14 protein-coding genes are annotated in these 20,413 nt (G+C 44.1%); 8 read left to right on the top strand and 6 right to left on the bottom strand.

Annotated features, from left to right (window positions below; genetic code table 11):
• Positions 1–2 precede the first annotated feature (2 nt).
• From H8S90_RS14125 to H8S90_RS14155, 7 genes are all read left to right on the top strand, one after another.
• Positions 3–803: an SDR family NAD(P)-dependent oxidoreductase gene (locus H8S90_RS14125; protein WP_187338514.1), complete on the top strand. Its 801-nt coding sequence runs from the start codon at positions 3–5 to the stop codon at positions 801–803.
• The gene (locus H8S90_RS14130; protein WP_255501609.1) at positions 793–2,034 is read left to right on the top strand and encodes an MFS transporter; all 1,242 of its coding nucleotides are present in this window, start codon (positions 793–795) and stop codon (positions 2,032–2,034) included. The genes H8S90_RS14125 and H8S90_RS14130 overlap by 11 nt, the downstream gene beginning before the upstream one ends.
• Before the next feature lie 64 nt (positions 2,035–2,098).
• Complete coding sequence (locus H8S90_RS14135) at positions 2,099–2,842, top strand: RraA family protein (RefSeq protein ID WP_187338516.1); 744 nt, start codon at positions 2,099–2,101, stop codon at positions 2,840–2,842.
• A 64-nt stretch (positions 2,843–2,906) separates the two neighbouring features.
• Positions 2,907–3,644 (top strand): IclR family transcriptional regulator, encoded by a 738-nt coding sequence (locus H8S90_RS14140; protein ID WP_187338517.1) that lies wholly within the window; start codon positions 2,907–2,909, stop codon positions 3,642–3,644.
• Positions 3,645–3,672: 28 nt separating this feature from the next.
• Positions 3,673–6,549 (top strand): glycoside hydrolase family 2 protein, encoded by a 2,877-nt coding sequence (locus tag H8S90_RS14145; RefSeq protein ID WP_187338518.1) that lies wholly within the window; start codon positions 3,673–3,675, stop codon positions 6,547–6,549.
• Between the two features lie 32 nt (positions 6,550–6,581).
• Complete coding sequence (locus H8S90_RS14150) at positions 6,582–7,772, top strand: enolase C-terminal domain-like protein (protein WP_187338519.1); 1,191 nt, start codon at positions 6,582–6,584, stop codon at positions 7,770–7,772.
• A gap of 35 nt (positions 7,773–7,807) precedes the next feature.
• On the top strand, positions 7,808–9,130 hold the full coding sequence (locus H8S90_RS14155; protein ID WP_222852094.1) for an endo-1,4-beta-xylanase: 1,323 nt from the start codon (positions 7,808–7,810) through the stop codon (positions 9,128–9,130).
• Positions 9,131–9,250: 120 nt separating this feature from the next.
• Here the strand turns inward: H8S90_RS14155 and H8S90_RS14160 are convergent, their stop codons facing one another.
• Positions 9,251–9,406: a hypothetical protein gene (locus H8S90_RS14160; protein WP_187338520.1), complete on the bottom strand. Its 156-nt coding sequence runs from the start codon at positions 9,404–9,406 to the stop codon at positions 9,251–9,253.
• Between the two features lie 90 nt (positions 9,407–9,496).
• Here H8S90_RS14160 and H8S90_RS14165 point away from each other — a divergent pair, with 90 nt between their 5' ends.
• A complete protein-coding gene (locus H8S90_RS14165; RefSeq protein WP_187338521.1) occupies positions 9,497–10,444 on the top strand; it encodes a hypothetical protein in 948 nt (315 codons plus the stop codon).
• A gap of 32 nt (positions 10,445–10,476) precedes the next feature.
• On the opposite strand, the gene H8S90_RS14170 is transcribed toward H8S90_RS14165, so the two are convergent.
• The 5 genes from H8S90_RS14170 to H8S90_RS14190 form a co-directional block, all read right to left on the bottom strand.
• Entirely contained in the window at positions 10,477–11,247 is a 771-nt protein-coding gene (locus tag H8S90_RS14170; RefSeq protein ID WP_187338522.1) for a response regulator, read from the bottom strand.
• Positions 11,222–14,404: a two-component regulator propeller domain-containing protein gene (locus H8S90_RS14175; RefSeq protein ID WP_222852095.1), complete on the bottom strand. Its 3,183-nt coding sequence runs from the start codon at positions 14,402–14,404 to the stop codon at positions 11,222–11,224. The genes H8S90_RS14170 and H8S90_RS14175 overlap by 26 nt, the downstream gene beginning before the upstream one ends.
• Before the next feature lie 144 nt (positions 14,405–14,548).
• Complete coding sequence (locus H8S90_RS14180) at positions 14,549–15,220, bottom strand: DUF3823 domain-containing protein (protein ID WP_187338523.1); 672 nt, start codon at positions 15,218–15,220, stop codon at positions 14,549–14,551.
• 18 nt (positions 15,221–15,238) lie between these two features.
• A complete protein-coding gene (locus H8S90_RS14185; RefSeq protein WP_187338524.1) occupies positions 15,239–17,104 on the bottom strand; it encodes a RagB/SusD family nutrient uptake outer membrane protein in 1,866 nt (621 codons plus the stop codon).
• Between the two features lie 10 nt (positions 17,105–17,114).
• A complete protein-coding gene (locus H8S90_RS14190) occupies positions 17,115–20,240 on the bottom strand; it encodes a TonB-dependent receptor (RefSeq protein WP_187338525.1) in 3,126 nt (1,041 codons plus the stop codon).
• Positions 20,241–20,413 lie beyond the last annotated feature (173 nt).

The following is a 20,413-nucleotide window of genomic DNA, read 5'->3' on the forward strand; positions in this document are numbered from 1 at the left end:
ATATGAATGCGCATAGCAAGCACAGGAAAACGGCCCTGGTAACAGGCGCCTCCAGCGGAATTGGCAAAGCCATCGCTATACAGTTAGCACATAAGGGTTGGAACATATTGCTTCACCACTTCGGGGATGAACGAACGGCCGGGGAGGTATTGGAAGAAATCTTGCAAGGGGGTGGAGAAGGGCATATGCTGACAGCAGATCTGGGAGATCCCAGCCAGGTAAAGGGCTTGGCAGCCGAAGCCCGGAAGCTATCGGGCGGTGTAGATTTGCTGGTTAACAATGCAGGAGTGTCTTATAAAAAACATTTTTTGGATCATACGCTAGAGGACATCGATCACTTCACGAAAGTCAATTTTCGAGGAACGGTATTATTAACGCAGGCCATTGCCCTGCAGATGGTGGAGCAGGAACGACCGGGCGCTATTTATACGCTTACTTCGGTCAATGCGATACGGCCTGGAATCGGACACAGTGTCTATGGTGCTACCAAGGGTGCTTTGGAAACCTTAATGAAGGGCGTGGCGGTGGAATTAGCACCCCATGGCATCCGGGTGAACACCTTGGTCATAGGTGCTATTAAAACGGCAATTAACGAAGCTGTTTGGCATGATGCGGAGAAGCGGCAAGCGGTAGAGCAGCATATTCCCTTAGGCAGAATGGGCGAGGTGGAAGATATAGCTGCTATCGTGGCACAACTCGTTGATCACGATAGGTATATGACGGGATCGAGTATAACCATTGACGGCGGATGGCTTGCCAAGGCAGGTTTTGCGTCTGCTAAACCTTATGGCGATGAAGAATAGACATAAATGGGAACCTTTATTATGGCTGTGGTTGGCTTTTTTTCTCAACCAGGCAGATAGGCAGATATTCGGCGTGGTATTGCCTTTAATTAAGGTGGATCTTGATTTGACTGACACCGAACTGGGGCTTATTGCATCCGCACTTATCTGGGCATATGGCCTGCTGGTACCCATTGCTGGTTTTGTGGGCGACCGCTATAGTCGCAGAAACCTGATCGGTTTTTGTTTATTCTTTTGGAGTACGGCAACACTTTTAACGGGTTTTTGCCATACCGTTATGCAGTTTGTACTGCTGCGGGGTATTGCAACCGGCGGCGGTGAGGCTTTCTATGCACCGGCGGCCAATGCCTATATCAGTGAAAGGTACCAAAAGCAACGCTCTTTTGCGCTATCACTACATCAGAGTGCCGTTTACTTTGGTATCGTGCTAAGTGGTTTGATTGCCGGCAGGATAGCCGAAAGCTACGGTTGGCGAAATGCTTTTTACGTCTTTGGCGCGATGGGCGTGTTGCTCGCGGTGGTGATCTTCCTCCGGATGGCCAAAGATTTGCCTCAACAGGTGGAAGATAAAGTAAGCATCGCAAGCACACTGGCCATCATTGGTAAAAAGCCTACCGTGCTCTTACTCACTTTTGCCTTTGGATGTATGGTATTTGTAAACGTCGGTTACCTGACCTGGATGCCCTCCTTACTGGTAGAAAAATTTAACCTGTCTATTCCGTCCGCTGGCTTCAACTCCATGATTTATCATCATGTGGGTGCATTTACGGGGGTAATTATTGGTGGCTATGTATCGGATAGATTAGCTAGGAAGACGGGCAAAAACCGACTGACCTTGCAAGCAATCGCGCTGGCCTGTGGTGTGCCTTTTATATACTTTGTCGGGGCGGCAGGCACAATCATCGAAACTTATCTCACTTTATTTGTTTTCGGTGTTTTCCGGGGCATTTATGACGCTAATATTTTTGCTTCACTGTATGAAGTGATTGCACCTAAGATACGTTCCTCGGCTGCAGGTGTGATGCTGATGATGGCCTTTTTAGTCGGTTCATTTTCACCCTTGTTAATGGGGATACTCAAACCTTTCTGGGGGCTATCATTCGCCTTTTCGATGTTAAGCGTGAGTTATGCATTGGGTGCTGTGGCCATAGGCTTGGCGGTAAAGTTTTGCTATGCAAATGATAGTTACCTACCTAAAATAGCTCCGGCACCTTTAACGATTGATACGTAAATCTGGATAAACAACAGCATTAAATGAAATACAAATAGCATAAAAACTCAACAAACAACAAAATATGAGCATAAACCAATATAAGAAAGAAGTAGGCATGATGAACCTGGATGCCTTAATTAAATTACGCGAGCGTAATGAAAAAATAGCTTTTCCGGTGCCGGATAAAGAACTGCTCGAAAGGTTTGAAAAGTTATATACCGGTGCGGTTAACGATGTGTTAAGAGAGTTTTGCCTCTTGAATCAGGCACTACCCCATCACATTCTTCCCTTGCGGGAATACCGCACGGTTGCGGGCTTGGCTTTTACCGTCAAAAGTGCACCGAATGCCATTATTAGTGGTGAAATGGAATTCCGAACGCAAATGTTAGACGAGATGCATGAAGACGCCTTTGTGGTTTGGGACACCAGTGCTGATGAACAGGCTACACTATGGGGCGGTGTTATGACGGCAACGGCCAAAGGTAAAAAGGTGAAAGCGGCATGCATTGACGGCGGCATTCGCGATACCCACCAGATTTTGGAAGCAGATTTTCCGGTGTTTTATAAATACCGCATTTCGAACGGAAGTCTTGGGCGCTGCCTGATCAGTCATTACCAGGTCACGATCATCATCGGAAATGTAACGATCAAACCGGGAGATATTATACTCGGTGATATCGATGGTGTTCTAGTGGTGCCACGGGATATGGCTTATAAGGTGCTTCTCCGGGCCGAAGAGATTCTAAAGAACGAGAAGCAGATCTTTGAATGGGTTAAAAACGGCGAATCGGTCAAAGATATTAAGGATAAAGGAGGTTACTTTTAATCGGAATAACTATTATTGCTTTTATTATATTAAAATTCATTTCCTTAATAATAAATACGTTAATATGATACAGGTGATAAATAGGGCTTTTGATATTTTAGAATTGCTGTCAAAAGAGCCAAAAAAAGTATTCTCACTTACAGAGATCGCTAATGAACTGGAATTAAACCATGCTACATGTGCTAATATTATGAAAACTATGGTTCACAGAAATTATATTGAGCAATTAGGGCACAAGAAAGGTTATCGTATTGGTTACATGGCTTACCAGTTGAGCGGAGAATCTTTGTATGAAAAGGAATTGATTAAGGCCGCAAAAGATGAAATGTATAAATTAACGCATGCACTGAATGAGACCAGTCTCCTGGGTGTTCGAAGGAAAGATATTCGGGTATCGCTTCATCAGGAAATGTCTGACAATGATCTGATGGTAAAATCCAAGATCGAAAAACATGTTTTCAGCAGTGCTTCAGGAAGGATGTTGGTAGCCGCATTAGGTGCGGCGGAACGCGAAGATTTTATTAAACAATATGGCTTGCCTACACGTGAATTATGGCCGGAGGCAAGTACTGCGGCAGGATTTGGGCGGGAAGTGAAGAAAATAATCGAACAGGGCTTTGCCAAGCAGATCAGTGAGGCACATATTGTAGGTTATGCGGTGCCAATAGCTAAAAAACAACTGGTGGTTGCCAGTTTAAGCGTGTATTTACCAGAAGCCAGAGTGAACGATAAGAAGGAGAAAACCATTGTAAAGGCGCTGAAACAGACCGCAACGGCAATTGATAAGAAGCTCGTGACCTGATCAATGCATGGGCCTAAACGAAAATACCATGATAAACCTAAATTTGATTAAACTCGCTGGCACATTTCTGCTCGTCTCGTGGGTATTTGTAGGCTCCGGCCAGGAAAAAGCTGCAGGGCAGATCGGCCGGGAAAATCTTGCCGAATCCGGTGCGCCGCTAATCGGTCTGCCGGCAAATGATTCCACCAGAGGTGAAACGCTCTGGCAGCCTTATTATGTATACCCCCGAAAGCCGTCGCAGCAGATCGATCTGAGCCGGGGATGGGTCTTAACGCACCTTTCCACACCCCTGGATAGCGCCGTAAAATTCCCTGATACCACGCATTGGATTGGCCTTGAACGAAATGCAAGCGTGCATGCGACCTTGTTTCAGGCAGGCTTGCTGCCCGATCCCTATAAACACCTCCATGCGGAACAATACCGTTGGGTAGAGCAGCGTGCATGGTATTATCGTAATCATTTTGAACTCCCAGATGCCGGAGGTGATTATATTTTCCTGAGTTTCGGCGGGATAGATTATTACAGTAGGATATGGCTAAATGGGCAATTGATCGGTCAGCATGAAGGCATGTTCGGAGGTCCTGTTATCGAGATAAGTAAGTATGCTAAAAAGGGTAAGAATGACTTGTTGGTAGAGGTACTTTCGGCAAATTTTGGTATGCAGGAGAAATTTAATCCCAAAGCACCCGGGAGAGCGATTAAGGGATGGGCTTTTACCGGCGGGACGGGGGTAGAGCCTTTTTTTACCGTAGGCATGTGGCAGGGTGCACGGATAGATCGCGTTGCGCCAGTCCATATGGAACGCCCTTTTCTGGTTACAGAAAACCTGTCTGACGAGTTTGCAGAATTGGAGCTTTCGCTGGAGCTTTTTTACCGGAAGCACTCGCTCGATTTTACGTTGCATCCCTGGCAGAACACCATCCTCTCGCGTGGTGTGCCCAGCACTAAACTCCAAAAAGTCGACAGCAATTTGCGCTTGAAGGTCAGTTTAGCGGTGCCGGGCGATGAGGAACAGGTTTTTGAATATCCTTTGTCGCTTTTTGAAGGGCGGAACTGGTTAAAAGAACGTATCAGGATTGAAAAACCCAAGCTTTGGTGGCCCAATACGATGGGTGAGGCGCAATTGTATAAGGTAACCTTATCTTTAACGGAAAATGGCGAAGTGCGTGATGAGATAGACTTTGATTATGGTATCCGCACGATTGGGCAGCAGCCAAATTTTGGGCCGCAGGTGGAAGAGCGATGGAAAGACTGGCACTTTGTGATCAATGGTAAGCCTATTTTCCTGAAAGGCATCAACTGGATGCCTGCTGATGTCTTGCTGGATATGCCCGAAGAACGTTATCGCTGGCTTTTGCAGATGGCGAGAGATGCAGGCATACAGATGATCCGGATATGGGGCTCGGGGTTGATCGAAACGGAAACCTTTTATAAGCTGTGTAACGAAATGGGGATCATGGTCTGGCAGGATTTTCCTATCAGTCATTACGATGCACCGGATTATCCACCGGATGTTTGGGAGGCGCAGATCTTGCATAATGTATTTCGTTTACGGAACCACCCTTCACTTTCGGTATACAATGGCGGGAATGGTCATAATCCTTATTCCTATGGCAATAATCGTACATTGGGCATTCTGGAACGCTTGCTCAACGATTTTGACCCCTCGCGCTTGTTCAGCCGTACCACTTCTGATGCAGGCAATGCGCATGTCTACCCGGATATTGATCCCAGCTTTTACGATACCTTATATCATTATGTGCCTTTCATTTCGGAAACAGGCATGCATTCCATTGCCAATCCGAAGGGTTTGCGACAGCTAATCGATCCAAAGGAATGGAACGATCTGGGGAATATCTATTCTGATAGTTTTGCGGCAAATCACCCTGAATTTATTTCGCATTTTGCGGAGTTTGAACCGAGCCGGGTACCCCGCATGTTAAGTCGTGCTTCACATATAGACGATATGCGTAGCCCGAGCTTGGAAAGTATTGCGGAGGCAACCCAGATCGGTGCAGGCGAATTTTATCAGATTCTGTCGGACGAGTTGCAGGGGAATTATCCCTTCAATAACGGCCTCATGCCTTGGGTGTTTAACAGAACCTGGCCGGTGGTATCGGCCATCATGCTCGTCGACGGTTTTGGCCAACCGGTAGCACCTTATTATTTTTTGAAGCGATCGTACCTGCCTTTACGCGCCAAACTGGATTTAGCATCGCTTTTTTGGGCACCCGGAGAAGACTTCCCGCTGGCCGTTCGTGTCCTGAACGCTTCAGAAGAGAAAACGTCCGTACAATTAAGCGTTACGGTTTATGACGATGAATTTTCCACCTTATGGGAGCAGCATGAAACGGTAGAAGTTCAGGAAGGTGTTCCGGTGACAAAAGTGGATTTCGGCACTTTTGCCATCCCGGAAACCTATGCAGACCGTTACCTTTTTGCGCTTGTTGCCTTAAAAGACAGTGATGGCAGGGAGATAAGCACCATACCTTATTGGCCAAGGGTACTGAAAGCGATGCAAGATAGCACTTTCCGTGTAGAACAACGGAGTTTGGACGTCTTGAAACCATGGCCAACATTTAAAGAAGGTCCCTGGCTTAAGCCTACCGTAACCCGTAATAAGAGTGCTTTCAAAGCGCGTATAGCCAGTGTGCTGACGGAGCAATCTTACACGGTGCTGGAACTGACGATAAAAAACAGTCGTGCAACACCACTCTTCATGACGGAGCTGGCACTCGAGGGCGATACCCATACCTTTTATGCAGACGACAACTTTTTCTGGTTACCGGCCGGTGCGGAGAAGAATGTGCGGGTAACCATAAATGCAGCACGCCCCACACTGGGGAAAGAGCGGCTGAAAATAGCAGCATGGAACGCAGCACCTCAATTTTTAACGATCGATTAACAAACCTCATAATATTTACTTTATCACAAGCTATGAAAATTATAGACTTAAAAGTACGCTGTGTAGCGATACCGCTTAACGCCCAATTGCGGCACAACACAGGGGTGCATCCCGGTTATTTCCTGCGCACCATTTTAGAACTCGTTACAGACGAAGGTTTGATCGGATTGGGAGAGGTGGGGGGAGGCGATCAACGTGCAGCCTTGCTGAAACTCAAACCGAGGGTTGTGGGTATGGATCCCTTTCATCTGGAGCTGATCAAGCTTAAGGTGCTCCGGAGCATCTATTACCTGTCCAATGCGCGTTTATACGCCGCTATTGAGATGGCCTGCCTGGATATTCAGGGGAAGGTGCTGAACCGCCCTTTGAGCGATCTGTTGGGCGGAAGTGTTCGTAGTAAGATCCCGATGATTGCTTACCTGTTCTGGCGTTACGACCGCCCGGACGGAAAGCATGATGAACGCGCGGAAGATCTGGCAGACCACTGCGTGGAATTGCATGAAACCTTAGGGGTTAAAAGCATGAAACTGAAAGCGGGTGTGCAGTCGCCGGCCGAGGAAGCGCGCGTGCTGCGCTTATGTCGGGAGCGATTGGGCGATGATTTTGGCTTACGCATCGATCCCAATGGCTTATGGTCTGTTGCTACAGCGGTTAAAATCGGCCAGCAATTACAAGATCTGGGCCTGGAATATTTTGAAGATCCTTCCTGGGGGCTGGAGGGAAATGCTGCGGTGCGGAAAAAGCTCAACATTCCGATCGCTACCAACATGTACCCCAATAAATTTGACGATCTCGGGCCGGCCATCCGCCTAGGTGCGGTAGATATAGTGCTCACCGATATTCATTATTGGGAAGGACCGCGGGGAGTGAAAGATCTATGTGCCGTTTGCCAAACATTTAATTTAGGTGTCGCGATGCACAGTGGTGCCGAATTCGGTATCGAGCTTGCGGCCATGTTACATACGGCTTCCACCATTCCGACTATGACCTTCGCTGGAGATGCTCATTACCACTATTTATTGGATGATATTATTGAAGGAGGCTTGATGCCTTATAAAGAGGGTTGTATTGCCGTACCGCAGGGGCCGGGCTTGGGCGTGACCCTCGACGAAGACAAAATGAAGTTCTATGGGACTTATTATGAGAAGAAAGGCGACTATTATGCGCGTTTCCATCAGGATCCCTACCGTCCGGATTGGTATCCCACCGTAGGAGGGATGTAAAATGAACAAACCAAATGATAATACCTAAATAATGAATGATGAAGAAGTTAATGATCTTATTGTTTTTAGTCGCAAAGCTTAGTTATGCGCAACAGGAAAAGGTGGATTCGCTATGGAGCGATCCGCTGGTGGAGCAACAGATTGAAGAAGGAATAGAAAAAAATCGTAAAGGTGATTTCGTACTAAAGTTAGATGGATTGGCCAAAGGTGATGCCGAGATAACGATCGAACAGGTGAGGCATGACTTTTTGTTCGGTGCAAATGCTTTTATGGTAGGCGGCTTTGAAGAAGCGGAGAAAGATCAGCAATACGGACAAGTGTTTGATTCGCTATTCAATTTGGCTACCGTTCCTTTTTATTGGAAAACCTTAGAGCCACAGCAGGGAGACCGGCGCTTTGAAAAGGGAAGTGAACCTATTTATCGCCGGCCGGCACCGGATGCCGTGCTGGAATTTTGCCAGACGCATCAGCAAACACCGAAAGGCCATACCTTGATCTGGAATAATCCCACACATTCGGTACCTGATTGGCTGCCGAAAGACACCGCGGCAATTGAAGAGCTGATGGAAGAGCGTATTAAAATCATTGCCGAGCGCTACGGTGATAAAATTAAAACTTGGGATGTGGTCAATGAAATGTTGCACTATTTTCCGCAGGTAATCATGCCTAAAGATTATGTGTATAAGTCGTTTAAGATGGCTGAGAAATATTTTCCTGCAGACACACGTCTATTTATTAATGAAGTGACCAGTGTTTGGCTTAATCCGCATGAGTACAGTCCGTATAACCTTTTGATAGATAATCTCTTGAAACGGGGAGCAAAAATCGATGGCATTGGCTTACAGTATCATTTTTTCAATGAGGCCGTTCGCGATAACGTACTTGCCGGGAAAGTCATGCGCCCGAAGGATCTGACCGATGCCTTAAATCTCTACGGAGCTTATAATTTGCCCATACACGTCTCCGAAATAACCATTCCCGCGATGCCTAATACCGCAGAAGGCCAGGCGTACCAGGCAAAGCTCACGCGCAATTATTACCGGCTGTGGTTTAGCCATCCTGCAGTAGAGTCCATTATTTGGTGGAATGTGGTTGACGGCACGGCCGTAAAGGGCGAAGATGTATTTAATGGTGGGATATTGAATAATGATTTTTCTAAAAAGCCGGTGTACGGGGTGTTGGATGAACTGATTAATAAAGATTGGAAAACAAACATCTCGGATAAGCTTAGCGATCAGGGGGAGTATAGTTTTCGAGGTTATTATGGCAGATATAGGATAAGCATAAAACAGAAAGGCAAAAAGGTAATCGAAAAGGAGGTGGCATTTACACGTGACGCTCCTGTTGTAAGCTTTTGAGGTAGGTTTTTTGCTGCTATTTTCGGTCTTCCCTAATATCTTAATCTTTATAATGATTCATAGGTAACAGAAAACTCATAGGTAACAGAAAACTATGCGTGCCGTTCTAAAGTAGTCGAGCTAATTTTTGCTACGGTATTTTTCTTCCATCCTTGCCAGGCCTGTTACTGGTTTGTGGCATAGACTTACAGAACCAAACAGATCATAGGGAGCCCCGGCAGATATATAGGAAGTTCTTGAAGTGTTCTCCGTATGGGGCAGTCTCAGAAAATTCATATCTTGCGACTGGTAATCGCAGATACATTGTCCAACGGGCATATAACGCTAACTTGTTCATATGGATGAATGTGATGCACTGAAATTAAGATGAGTAAGTTGATAAAATGGTTTTTTTGGTGTGTTTATTTGCTTATAGGAAATATAACCTATGCGCAGGAGACAGACACCATAGCGAACAATAAACTAAATACCATATATAAATTGAGCGGTATATATGGTGGTGCTCACGGGGGGATTTGTTTATTTGACGATGGTAAATTTTTGCTTTATGGATATGCTACTGCCATTTTTGGAGATTACCAGTATGCCAATGAAATGATCACGTTTACTCCTGAAAAACCGAATCCATTTGAAGTGTACGCCCATCAAAATAAGAGTATAAGAAGCGGAGCCCGTATAAACTTTATAGGTTTTGAGGAAAATCAGACTTTTGTGCGCTTCGATCAGGACAGTCTGTACCGTGTTTTTAACGAGGGCGCAAATTGCTTCGAATTTCCTTATGTGCACCAGATCAAAATATGTCCGAAAACAGTTGAATTTCGACAGCTTGTGGAAGATTTTAATGGTTATGGAGCAACAGCAGAAACAACAATGACTTATGCGCTTGATAGTGGTTATAATGATTTTATATTCATCTATAATGCACCAGTCTTTCCTTCGGAAAAGTTTAGCGTAAGCGTGGAGAAGAACAGCGAAAATATACTGTCTTTAAGTGGCGACTATCTCGGAACTGATAAATTTTCCCGGCGGGAAGAAGGTGAGGCTTATCGGCAAGATTGGGAAGATCTGTTGGCAATTAAAGAAAACCATTTTCGGAAAGTGGCCGCCGACGATTATACTTTTGATGAAACAAAAAATCAGTTTATCCACAGAACGCTACCTGAGCAACAATACCACGAAGAGCCTAACATACTGAAGGAATATATTAAATTGCAATCGCTAACCTCGGGAAAGGGGGGCGATCGAACACAGCCTGTCGCATCTGAAAGCATTTTTTATACCATATGTGATTACGACGTTAATTGGAAACGATAAACGCTGTTGCAATTTAGTTAAACTGGAGCTCATTAACCTAATTTTTCTTTTAAGTAGTCTATATAAGCTTTTGGCGATAGATTAAAGTGTTTTTGGAAGTTTTTTCCGAAAACACTTTGTGAGCTATAACCTACTTTATTGGCGATCTGAAAGATTTTATAGTCATTTTCGGCAATAAGTTTTGCAGCTGCGTTCAACCGGATCCGGTCGACAAAATCTTTGGGTGATAGCTGGGAGATTGATTTCATCTTTCGATAAAAAGTAGGCCTGCTCATGTTCATATGTTCGGCCAATTCTTCTACGCCTAGATGTTGGTTGTCCATATTTTTACAGATATAGTCGTTTAGCTTTTGAAGAAACACCTCATCAGACCTCGAAGTTAAGTTCATCTGGAAGTGATCAAGAGGCACGCGCTCCGAATGCTCCCTAATTTTTGATCTGTTTTTCAATAGGTTGACCACCTGAACCTGCAAAAGTTTAGGTGAAAAAGGTTTTCCTATATAGGCATCTGCTCCTGTTTCTAATCCTTCAATTTTGGCATGATAACTGTTTTTGGCGGTTAGGAGGATAACGGGGATATGGCAATAATCGATGTTAGCTTTAAGCATTTGGCACAACTCAAAACCATTTAGGCCGGGCATCATGACATCGCTGATGATCAGATGAATGATCTGGTTCCGCAATATTTCCAGGGCTTTGTTTGCGTCAATAGCCGCAAATACCTGGTATTGGCTGCCCAGTATCTCCGTTAGAAATTCCAATAAGTCTTCTTGATCATCAATTATCAATAATGTTTCTTTCATGGTCATTCAAATTTTCTTTAACATTAAGCTGAAAGGCTATTTGTTGATCTAGCGGTAAAGTCAATTCAAAAACGGTCAATTGTTCCGCATGTTCCATAATTTCCAGGTGCCCTCCATGTAATTCAGCTAATGACTTAGCTAAAGATAAACCGATGCCGGTTCCCTTTAAGGCAAAATGGCTAGGAATCCTAAAGAAAGGCTCAAATATTTTTTTGCGGTACATAGGGGGAATAGGCTCACCATCATTGGTAATGCTAATCTTAAATGAATCGCCGGTCACAGTAAATAAACGAATTGCTAGATGGTGGTTTCCATATTTAACGGCATTCGATAACAAGTTGCTAACGATCTTGATAAAAGCCTCTTGATCCACAGGGGCCTTGAGGTGTGGATCAGGCAGCAAAAGTTTTAATTTCAACTGCTTCTTCTCGATCTGCGACCTGAAATTATTTACGCAGTTAAGCAATATCTGATTGATATCCAGTAATACGAAATTCAGACCAAACTGATCGATCTCCATTTTTCTGAAATCTAATAGCTGCGTGGTAAGTGCCACCAATCGATCGGTATTCTTCTCCACTAATCGGAGGTTCCGCTGCACCGTATCGGTATCGTTGATCTGGCTCAAGGCCCATTCTACCGGCCCCTTTATTAAGGTTAAGGGTGTCTGTATTTCATGGGCGATATTGGTGAAAAACTCAATTTTTGCCTGGTAAACCTCTCGCTCTTTTTCCAGTTCGAATAGTTGCAATCGGCGTTGGTTCTTTCGTTTAATCCCTTGATGATAAACATAGGCGGCGAGGGAAACAAGCAATATAACAAGCACTGCGTAAAGCAGATAAGCCGGTAAGCTTTTCCAAAAAGGAGGTAGTACCGTGATCGTAAGGTGCTGTTCTTCACCTGTCCAGTAGCCAACATTACTTTCTGCCTGTACGACAAAATGGTAAACACCCGCCGGTAAGCCCGTGAAGTAGGCTTTTCGATTAGCGGAAAGATAGGTCCATTCCTTTTCCAGACCCTCCAATCGGTATTTGTATTTGACAACCTCAGGTGAAGAGAAGTCAAGTGCCGCGAATTCTATATTGAAGCTTGCCTGACGATGATTCAGTACGATGGAGTCTGTAAATAACATCGATTTTTTTAATAGGGAAGAAGAATCTCCCGGGAGAATGTCTTTGTTGTTGATCTGTATTTTAGTGATGTAGGTTGGAGGAGGGCTTTTCTTCTTAATGAGGAGATCCTCGGGAACAAAGGCGATCATTCCCTTAACAGTACCGAAATACATTTTGCCATTTTTATCCTTATAAGCCGAGTTATAATTAAACTGATCAGTAATCAATCCGTTGGATTTGGTGTAAACATGAAATTTTTCGGTCAGTATATTGAAGCATATCAAACCTTTAAGGCTACTGATCCATAGATTCCCGAAATCGTCCTCTAATACTCTATAGATGTTGTTTGTTGGAAAGCCCTCATCTGTTGTAAATCGCTTGGTTAATTTTCTTGTACTATCGAGTTTAACTAAACCTCCGCCTTCTGTGGCAAACCAGAGCGATTTTTGGTTATCCTCATAGATGCCCTGAACCGTATAATAATTTTTAACGGTATCAGTTACCTTGTTAAAGCTGATATTGCCATGTTCACCGGTTTTTGGATTGAAGTAAAAGGCCCCATTATATAGACTTCCTGTCCATATTGTTCCATGGTGATCTTCAGCTATCGCATATACAAATGAGTTACCGGGTATGGGCTTTATTTGCGATAAGCTCCGCAAATCTAGACGATACTCATGTAGCCCAGCTCCGGTGGTGCCGACTAAAATGCGTTGATCAGCGGTTTTAAATATAGACATGACCATGCCACTGATGTCATTCTTTTCCGACCTGATCCATGGATGCCGATCGATTACTTTTCCGGTACGGAAGTCCATGACTTCAAAACCGTGAATGAAAGGACCGGCAAGTAAATGATTACCCTCTACAAGCAAACCATGGATATTGGGGTAGGAAAGACCCGTATTGGGGTCTTGGTGATTGATGTGCGTAAATTTTCCGGTACTTACATCTAATTTGTTGATACCGGCATCTTCGGTGCCTATCCAGATATTTCCCGAACTATCGCCGCAGATTTCACGCACCGCATTACCCGAGATGGAACCTGCCGTGTTTAGTGGATAATATTTTTCAAAATAGCCGGCCTCTTGGGAGAAATAGTTTAGCCCGCCAAAAAAAGTTCCCACCCACACGCCAGCATTCTTGTCGGCAAACACCGTATATGTGGCATTATCATTTAGCGAATAGCTATCGCCCGGAATTTTCTTTAAATGGGTGGTATGATTGGTAGCAACATCGTAAATAAATACGCCCGACTCGGTAGCAATGTAATGTGTTGTGCCATCCGTATGAATTTCCCTGACATAGATATCTGCCCCGTATTCATTTCTGGAAAGTATATTGGTGGTGGTCTTAGTACGGCTATCATAAGCAAATAAACCACGCATGGTGCCTATGAGGAGATTATTACCAAAATGCCTTATCTGCGTAACCGCACGATGTTTAAAAGGTTCATTACTGGCCAAAGGGATATCGCTGGTTTGATGATGTTGCGCATCGAGCTTTTTAATATCGCCCGCTATAGTGGCCAACCAAATATTTCCTTCGTTATCAATATCAAAGGCGGTAAGCGATAAATCAAAAGCCAATAATTTTGACGAGGATTGGTCGTATTTGTATAAGTTTGCGTTAGCAATAATCCATAGGTTATTTTTGCTATCAATTTTAAGATCACGGATGTTTAGAAAGGGAAGTAGATTGAACTGCCGAAAGGATTCGGATACTGGATCAAATTTGAATAATCCCATTTGCGTGCCCACCCATATAAAACCATCATTATCCTCACGAACTATCCTGATATAGTTTGCGCCGGAATTGTTCGAGGGAATGATATGATGTTTGAAGTTATGCCCATCAAAGCGGTTTAGCCCACCACGGGTACCCACCCAAATAAAACCCAGTTTATCTTGAATGATACTCGTTACGTTATTATGCAACAGCCCGTCATCCACTTGATAGTGTTTGAAATAATAATGCGTTCCGCTAGCCTGAAAGCTCGCCAGCATAAACGTAAACACTATTAAAATCTGCTTTTTAATTTTCAAAACAACGCTAACTAATAGGATCTTGATAGATATCAGTTAATATCTGGTTTTTACGCCACCGATAAGGAATGGTGTTTTCCTAGGTACCGGTTGCCTAAAAGTAGTTAAATTTTGATGAAATAAAAACTTAACATTTTCGAATGGTTACCTGATTTTCCATACCGTTGAATAGATCATTTCGGGATGACCTACAGCTTTCACTCCTATTCGGGCAAACAAATTCGCTTCGTTTTCGAACGCTTGAAGGTCTTGACTTAAGATAACCCGTTCTTCCATATTGATTTCGGAGGCTATTTTCGAACTTTCCGGTGATGAAGGCGTTAAACGGTAAACATGGTCAACTAACGTGGTTTTTCCAATAAATAATGACACATTCTCCAGCGGTCTGCCGGATACGTTGTTTTTGACGTGGCAACTCGCGCTTAATATACCGTCTGTTATGGAAAATTCTGCATCATTAAGAGAAAAGAAGGGTGTAACATGGATATCTACTGTAGTCTCCCCACTCAGATTGATGGTAATGCTATCGGGGTTGTTTTCCCAAGGGCCACTACCTGCGATGTTAACCATTTTATAAGTCCCTTCAAAAAGCATCGATGAAAAACTGCCATCTTGCATGACATTAACACGAATAGGGTCAGCATTTTCAAAGCCTGGTTGATATAATTGCAATACATTGATGCCCTGTCTGATACCGATAGGTTGATTCTCAAAAACTAGCCTACCATTTAGCGGGGCTGAAGGCGGATCGTAATTATCTACTTCACATCCACTTAGACATATTATAGCGAATAGAAAATAAGTGATTTTATGCATTACGTTTCAGATTGATTATTAATGGAAAGGATTTCTTGTTAATAGTGGATTGCTGTTCAAGGCATCTTGGGGAATAAGCGAATAGTAATTACCCAAACGGAAATTACGTGGTTGCGTAAATCTTGGAGCTATCCTTTTTTCGAATACATATTTATTGTGCTTTGTGGGATCATTCGGCCGTACGACACGATAGGGCCATAAAGCAAATATCATGGTGTGGGGCGATTGCCGATTGCCGTCGAATACCTCATGCGCAATACGCCAACGTTTTAGATCCCAGAAACGGTGTTCTTCAAATGCTAATTCCGTTTGGAATTCCTTTTGTATGGTCGCTATTGTTAATGATTGCAGGCTATTAGCTTCAAAGCCGGCACGCTCCCGCAGTCGATTAACATACGTCAGCGCTTCGTTTGTTAGACCAAGCTCAAAGGCCGCCTCGCTAGCGTTCAGCAATATTTCACCTAAACGAAAGCGGATCCACCAAAGATCACTGCCTTGACCGATTTGGCCAGAACCCACTCTCGAATCCAGATATTTTTTTATATAAAAACCTGTATTGGTTACGTTTGCGGCATTGGGCAATGGTCCGTCCGGTCCGACCAGAAAACCTCCATCGGAAAAATAGCTGCCTAGGTTGCCCGACGTTCTTGTCATGTACCGTTGTGCTGTTTCGTCCCATTCCATGACACCTGCCTGTATGACCATTTCCTGTTGACGGAACAATGATCCTGGGGTAATGATGCTGCCCATCATCCGATAATCTTTTCCGGCAAAAATATCTTCCAACTGATCATAGTAGATATAGTCGGATTCATCTGCTGTATGGGTGTTTAGCGTGCCTGAAGACCCATCGAGATAATCAAAGGCTTCAACAATATTCAGAGAGGGGGTTACGCCTGCTCCACCGGAAGCACTTTCTCTTAATGAGCGGGGGATATTTTCCACAGTAAAGTCATGATACTTTCCATCTAGGGTATAATCAAAAGCCCAGATAATCTCTGGATTATTGTTTTTGTTCGTGAAAAGGTCATAAAAATTCTGTGTAAGGTCTGGGTTCTCCCGATACAGCGCAAAGGGACCTTGTTCCAGAATTTCTTTTGAAGCCAACAAAGATTGTTCGTAATAGGCAGCTGCACGATCAGCAGGAATGCCAATTTCACCATTTGCAGTAAGAATCGGATCGGTCATCAGATTGTTGTACTTCGCAGTAGACGCTGCATATAGCATGGCCCTGGATTTTAATGCCAATACAGTCCACTTATTTGCCCGCGTTCTGCTACTGGCGCTCTGGGGCAGTTGGTCTTGTATCGCGTCCAGTTCACTTGCAATAAAATCATATATACCAGCTTCAGTACTCCGCGGTTCACGCATGCCCGCTACATCATCCGGTCCACTATATTGATAGGTCCGTAAAATAAGAGGTACGCCGCCCATGCTCCGCACATGCAAAAAATAAATAAAGGCACGAATAAAACGTCCTTCAGCCAGCAGCTGCAACTTATCTTCGCCTTGTATAAGTGTTGAAGCTTCGATATTTTCCAGAAAAAGTGTGACATCCCGGATCAATCCATAATCCCAATATTGTTTGATATTGTAGGGATAATTTACCCGGGTATTCCGGTCATTATTACCACCTAAACCACCTGACCACATCGCCTCATCTACATCAGTTGGTGATAGCTTTCCTCCTTCTAGTCCACCAAAGGGTTGCAGACGGTTATATAGGTTTGCTAATACGGATCTGGCCAGTTCGGGGTCTCCCCATACTTCGTCTTCCAACAGAATTTCCGTGGGTTCTCTATCCAACCATTTTTTACAGCCTGATAAAGACATGAGTACGGTAGTAGATAAAAGGCAAATCAATAATTTTCTCTTGATATTCATATTTGCTGATTTAAAAGGTTAGGTTCATACCTACGTTATATATCCTTACGGAAGGATAGTCTAAACCGGTATTCAATTGCGTTTCAGGATCGATTCCGAGATCGCGCACATTGTCGATAGAAAATAAGTTAAATCCATTGACATACAGGCGGGCTTTGGTAATTTTTACGGGCGTAAGCCACCTGTTGGGAAATGTATAGCCTATCTGTACGTCGCGTAGCCGGAGATAAGCCGTATTTCTGAACCAAAAAGACGACGCACGTTGGTTACTTTCATTATTCGATTTTTTTAATGCTGGATAGGTGCCGGGTACCCAGGGACTGTTTAGATCAAAGATATCTTCGCGATGCCAGCGGTCGTTAAATAAAAAATCAGGTGAATTGGAATCGTTCTGAAAGGGCATTTTTAACTCTGCAGCGCGTCCCCGGCTTTGCATAGCGGCACCAGCGAAATTAAAGCTTATGTCAAAACCTTGATAAGCCAATGAAGCATTTAGACCAAAATTCAGATAAGGTAGATTGCCTTCACTATAGCCATTAGGCCGGACATCAAGATCGTCAATAACACCGTCATTGTTCTGATCCTTATAGATAAAATCGCCAGGCATTAAGGTGGTATTATTCTGACCGTCTATATTGACGGGGTAGTTGGCGATTTCCTCTTCGGATTGAAATTGCCCGATATATTCGTAACCCCAATTAATTCTTGCCCAACGATCTTCGGTTGAATTTCGATACTGATCCCATGAATTGCCAAAGCGAGGCCTGTAGGTATACCAGTTTCGCAAGCGAGCCAATGTTCCATTAACACCAATGGAATAGTTGAATTGCCCAGTGCTACCGGCGTGGTTTAAGGTCATTTCCATTCCTAACGTACGTGTAGCATTGAGATTTTCCTGTGGCAGGCCAAAACCCACTTCAACGGGTAGCAGTACATCGTAGCGAGAGGCGGGCAAACCGGTGAGGTCTCTTCTAAATACTTCATAACTTCCGCTAAGTTTGCTGTTCCAGAGAGAAAAATCAACACCTATATTCGTCATCGTACTTTTTATCCACGTCAATGTGGTTACGGGCAAACCACGGGATACAATGCCGGTAACCAGCTCGTTGTCCAGATAGGCATTGCCGACGTTCCAGTTATAACCGGGTATATAAGAAAATGCGCCAACACCTGTTGCCTCACTACCCGTTTGCCCATAAGACGCTCTGAATTTCAGATCGGTCAGTACATTGCGCTTATCCTTGCCACCAAAGAAATTTTCTTCGGATACCCGCCAACCGACGGTGACAAAGGGGAAGAAGCCCCAACGTCCGTTGGCTGGGAAGAAGCCCGAACCGTCGTAGCGTCCGCCGGCCTCCAATAGGTATTTATTATCGAAACTATAATTCGTTCGGAAGATGAAACCTGCCCGCGCTTCTTCAATAACCCTATCGTCTACCGCCTGGAGTTCGTTAAATGTATTGATCAGATCGATATAATTGGTCGTCGGTTGTGAACGGATAAAGAATAGATTGTCTAAGCGTTCCTGTGCTTCCATAGCGGCCAATCCGCTTACATCATGCTTACCAAAAGTGCGCTTATAGTTAAGTTGGACACGGTAAACATTATCGACAATATAGCCATTGCTGCGTGAACGAAAGGGGTTTTGCTGTCCACCGGTAACCATATATTCTTCATTCTGGGCATTATATGTATAGGTATCAAATGTTTTTTCAAAAATGTTTTCAAACAGATTGTTATAAAAGAAGGCATACATCCCGGTTGCGGTCAGGCCTTCGATGGGAAATTTGTATTCCACATCAAAGCTCGTTTGTAAGGTTCTCCTGAGAATATTAGTGTATCCTGAATAGGGAAAGGTAGCGTAATTGCTTGCGAAATTATTATTTGTCGCCGGATAGGCAGGATTATCATTAGCGTAGGGTTTTTCTGTGGGGAGATTTCTAAATTGACCAAGTAAAGCTTGGAAATAATCATCTGAGCCCGGCAAGCCCAACAGATCGCGTTCTTCTATTTTCCCATTTATCCGGACGCCTGCTTTAATGGATCGTCCTATACGTGTTTCGACATTGGTTTGTAAGTTCGTCCGGTTGAAGTTATAGCCATCAAAAACGGCATCCTGGCTCAGTCGGCTCAGCGACACATAATAATTCGCTTTTTCGGAGCCACCTGTGGTATTGATATTGGCATAGGTTTGCGGGGCATTACTTTTGACATAGCTAGACCAATCAAAACCTTCATAACCCGGTACGCCTTGCTGCCATTTCGCTACTTCATCGCGTGTCCAGTTGGAGGAGCCGTTCTCATTGATGTCTGCTTCCGCATTGGCGCGGACAAAATCTGCCGCACTGGCTGGTGTTGGAAATCGGAACAAGCTCTGCCAACCATGATAGGCATTGACATTTATCGTGTTTTCACGGTTTGTTCCACCGCTCTTCGTGGTCACAAGTACAACGCCATTCGCGGCACGGAGCCCATATACCGCAGCTGAGGCGTCTTTGAGAATAGAAAGGCTTTCAATATCCTCTGCGTTTAGATTATTAAACTGCTGGGCACCCGAGGGAACACCATCTATCACATATAGTGGTGTCCCGAGGTTTCTGATCTGAATATTTGCTTCTGCTCCGGGACGTCCGTCTGGCGCCCGGGAGGTAACCCCTGCTGTCTTCCCAATAAGTGCCTGTGAAAGGGTAGGTACCGGGCTTTCGGTGAGCTCATCCGAGGTCACGGTGGAAATAGACGCAGTTACGTCGGCTCGACGCTGTTCGCCATAACCCACAACAACCACTTCATTTAAGGATTGTGGAAGAGCTGTCAGCGTCACATTTACCTCAAGTCTTTTTTCAATGGGTATTTCAAGGGTTTCGTACCCAATAGATGTAAATACGAGTATATCTTCTTCCAAGGCCTTAATAGCATATTTTCCGTTTTCATCGGTCAGGATTACCCTGTTCTTATTTTTTACGGAAACGGTGACGCCCGGTAGCGGCTCTTCGGTAACGGAGATTACTGTTCCCGTAATGAGATTTTCTTGGATTTCATAGGCTAATGATAATTTTTCCTTTGTGTGGCTGGGAATGGCGAAAAAAAAGCTGCTTAAAAAGAGACAGCATGCCACACTTTTCTTGAAAATAAACATAGTTTTTGGTTTTGGTATTAGATTATATCAAATGGAATATATTTGGTTGTGCTATTTGAGATGGATAAAATAAATGAGCGCTTGGCCCAATGCTGTTATGCCAGCGCATAAGGAATAATTAATTTTTTAATCATGCTCTTAATAATTTAGTTATTGGTTTTTTATGTATTGGA

Origin of the sequence: Olivibacter sp. SDN3 (genome assembly GCF_014334135.1) — a bacterium.
Taxonomy (GTDB): Bacteria; Bacteroidota; Bacteroidia; order Sphingobacteriales; family Sphingobacteriaceae; genus Olivibacter.

Coding starts and splice junctions, on each gene's coding strand:
- H8S90_RS14125 (WP_187338514.1), top strand. CDS start 3: ATGAATGCGCATAGCAAGCACAGGAAAACGGCCCTGGTAACAGGCGCC.
- H8S90_RS14130 (WP_255501609.1), top strand. CDS start 793: ATGAAGAATAGACATAAATGGGAACCTTTATTATGGCTGTGGTTGGCT.
- H8S90_RS14135 (WP_187338516.1), top strand. CDS start 2,099: ATGAGCATAAACCAATATAAGAAAGAAGTAGGCATGATGAACCTGGAT.
- H8S90_RS14140 (WP_187338517.1), top strand. CDS start 2,907: ATGATACAGGTGATAAATAGGGCTTTTGATATTTTAGAATTGCTGTCA.
- H8S90_RS14145 (WP_187338518.1), top strand. CDS start 3,673: ATGATAAACCTAAATTTGATTAAACTCGCTGGCACATTTCTGCTCGTC.
- H8S90_RS14150 (WP_187338519.1), top strand. CDS start 6,582: ATGAAAATTATAGACTTAAAAGTACGCTGTGTAGCGATACCGCTTAAC.
- H8S90_RS14155 (WP_222852094.1), top strand. CDS start 7,808: ATGATGAAGAAGTTAATGATCTTATTGTTTTTAGTCGCAAAGCTTAGT.
- H8S90_RS14160 (WP_187338520.1), bottom strand. CDS start 9,406: ATGAATTTTCTGAGACTGCCCCATACGGAGAACACTTCAAGAACTTCC.
- H8S90_RS14165 (WP_187338521.1), top strand. CDS start 9,497: ATGAGTAAGTTGATAAAATGGTTTTTTTGGTGTGTTTATTTGCTTATA.
- H8S90_RS14170 (WP_187338522.1), bottom strand. CDS start 11,247: ATGAAAGAAACATTATTGATAATTGATGATCAAGAAGACTTATTGGAA.
- H8S90_RS14180 (WP_187338523.1), bottom strand. CDS start 15,220: ATGCATAAAATCACTTATTTTCTATTCGCTATAATATGTCTAAGTGGA.
- H8S90_RS14185 (WP_187338524.1), bottom strand. CDS start 17,104: ATGAATATCAAGAGAAAATTATTGATTTGCCTTTTATCTACTACCGTA.
- H8S90_RS14190 (WP_187338525.1), bottom strand. CDS start 20,240: ATGTTTATTTTCAAGAAAAGTGTGGCATGCTGTCTCTTTTTAAGCAGC.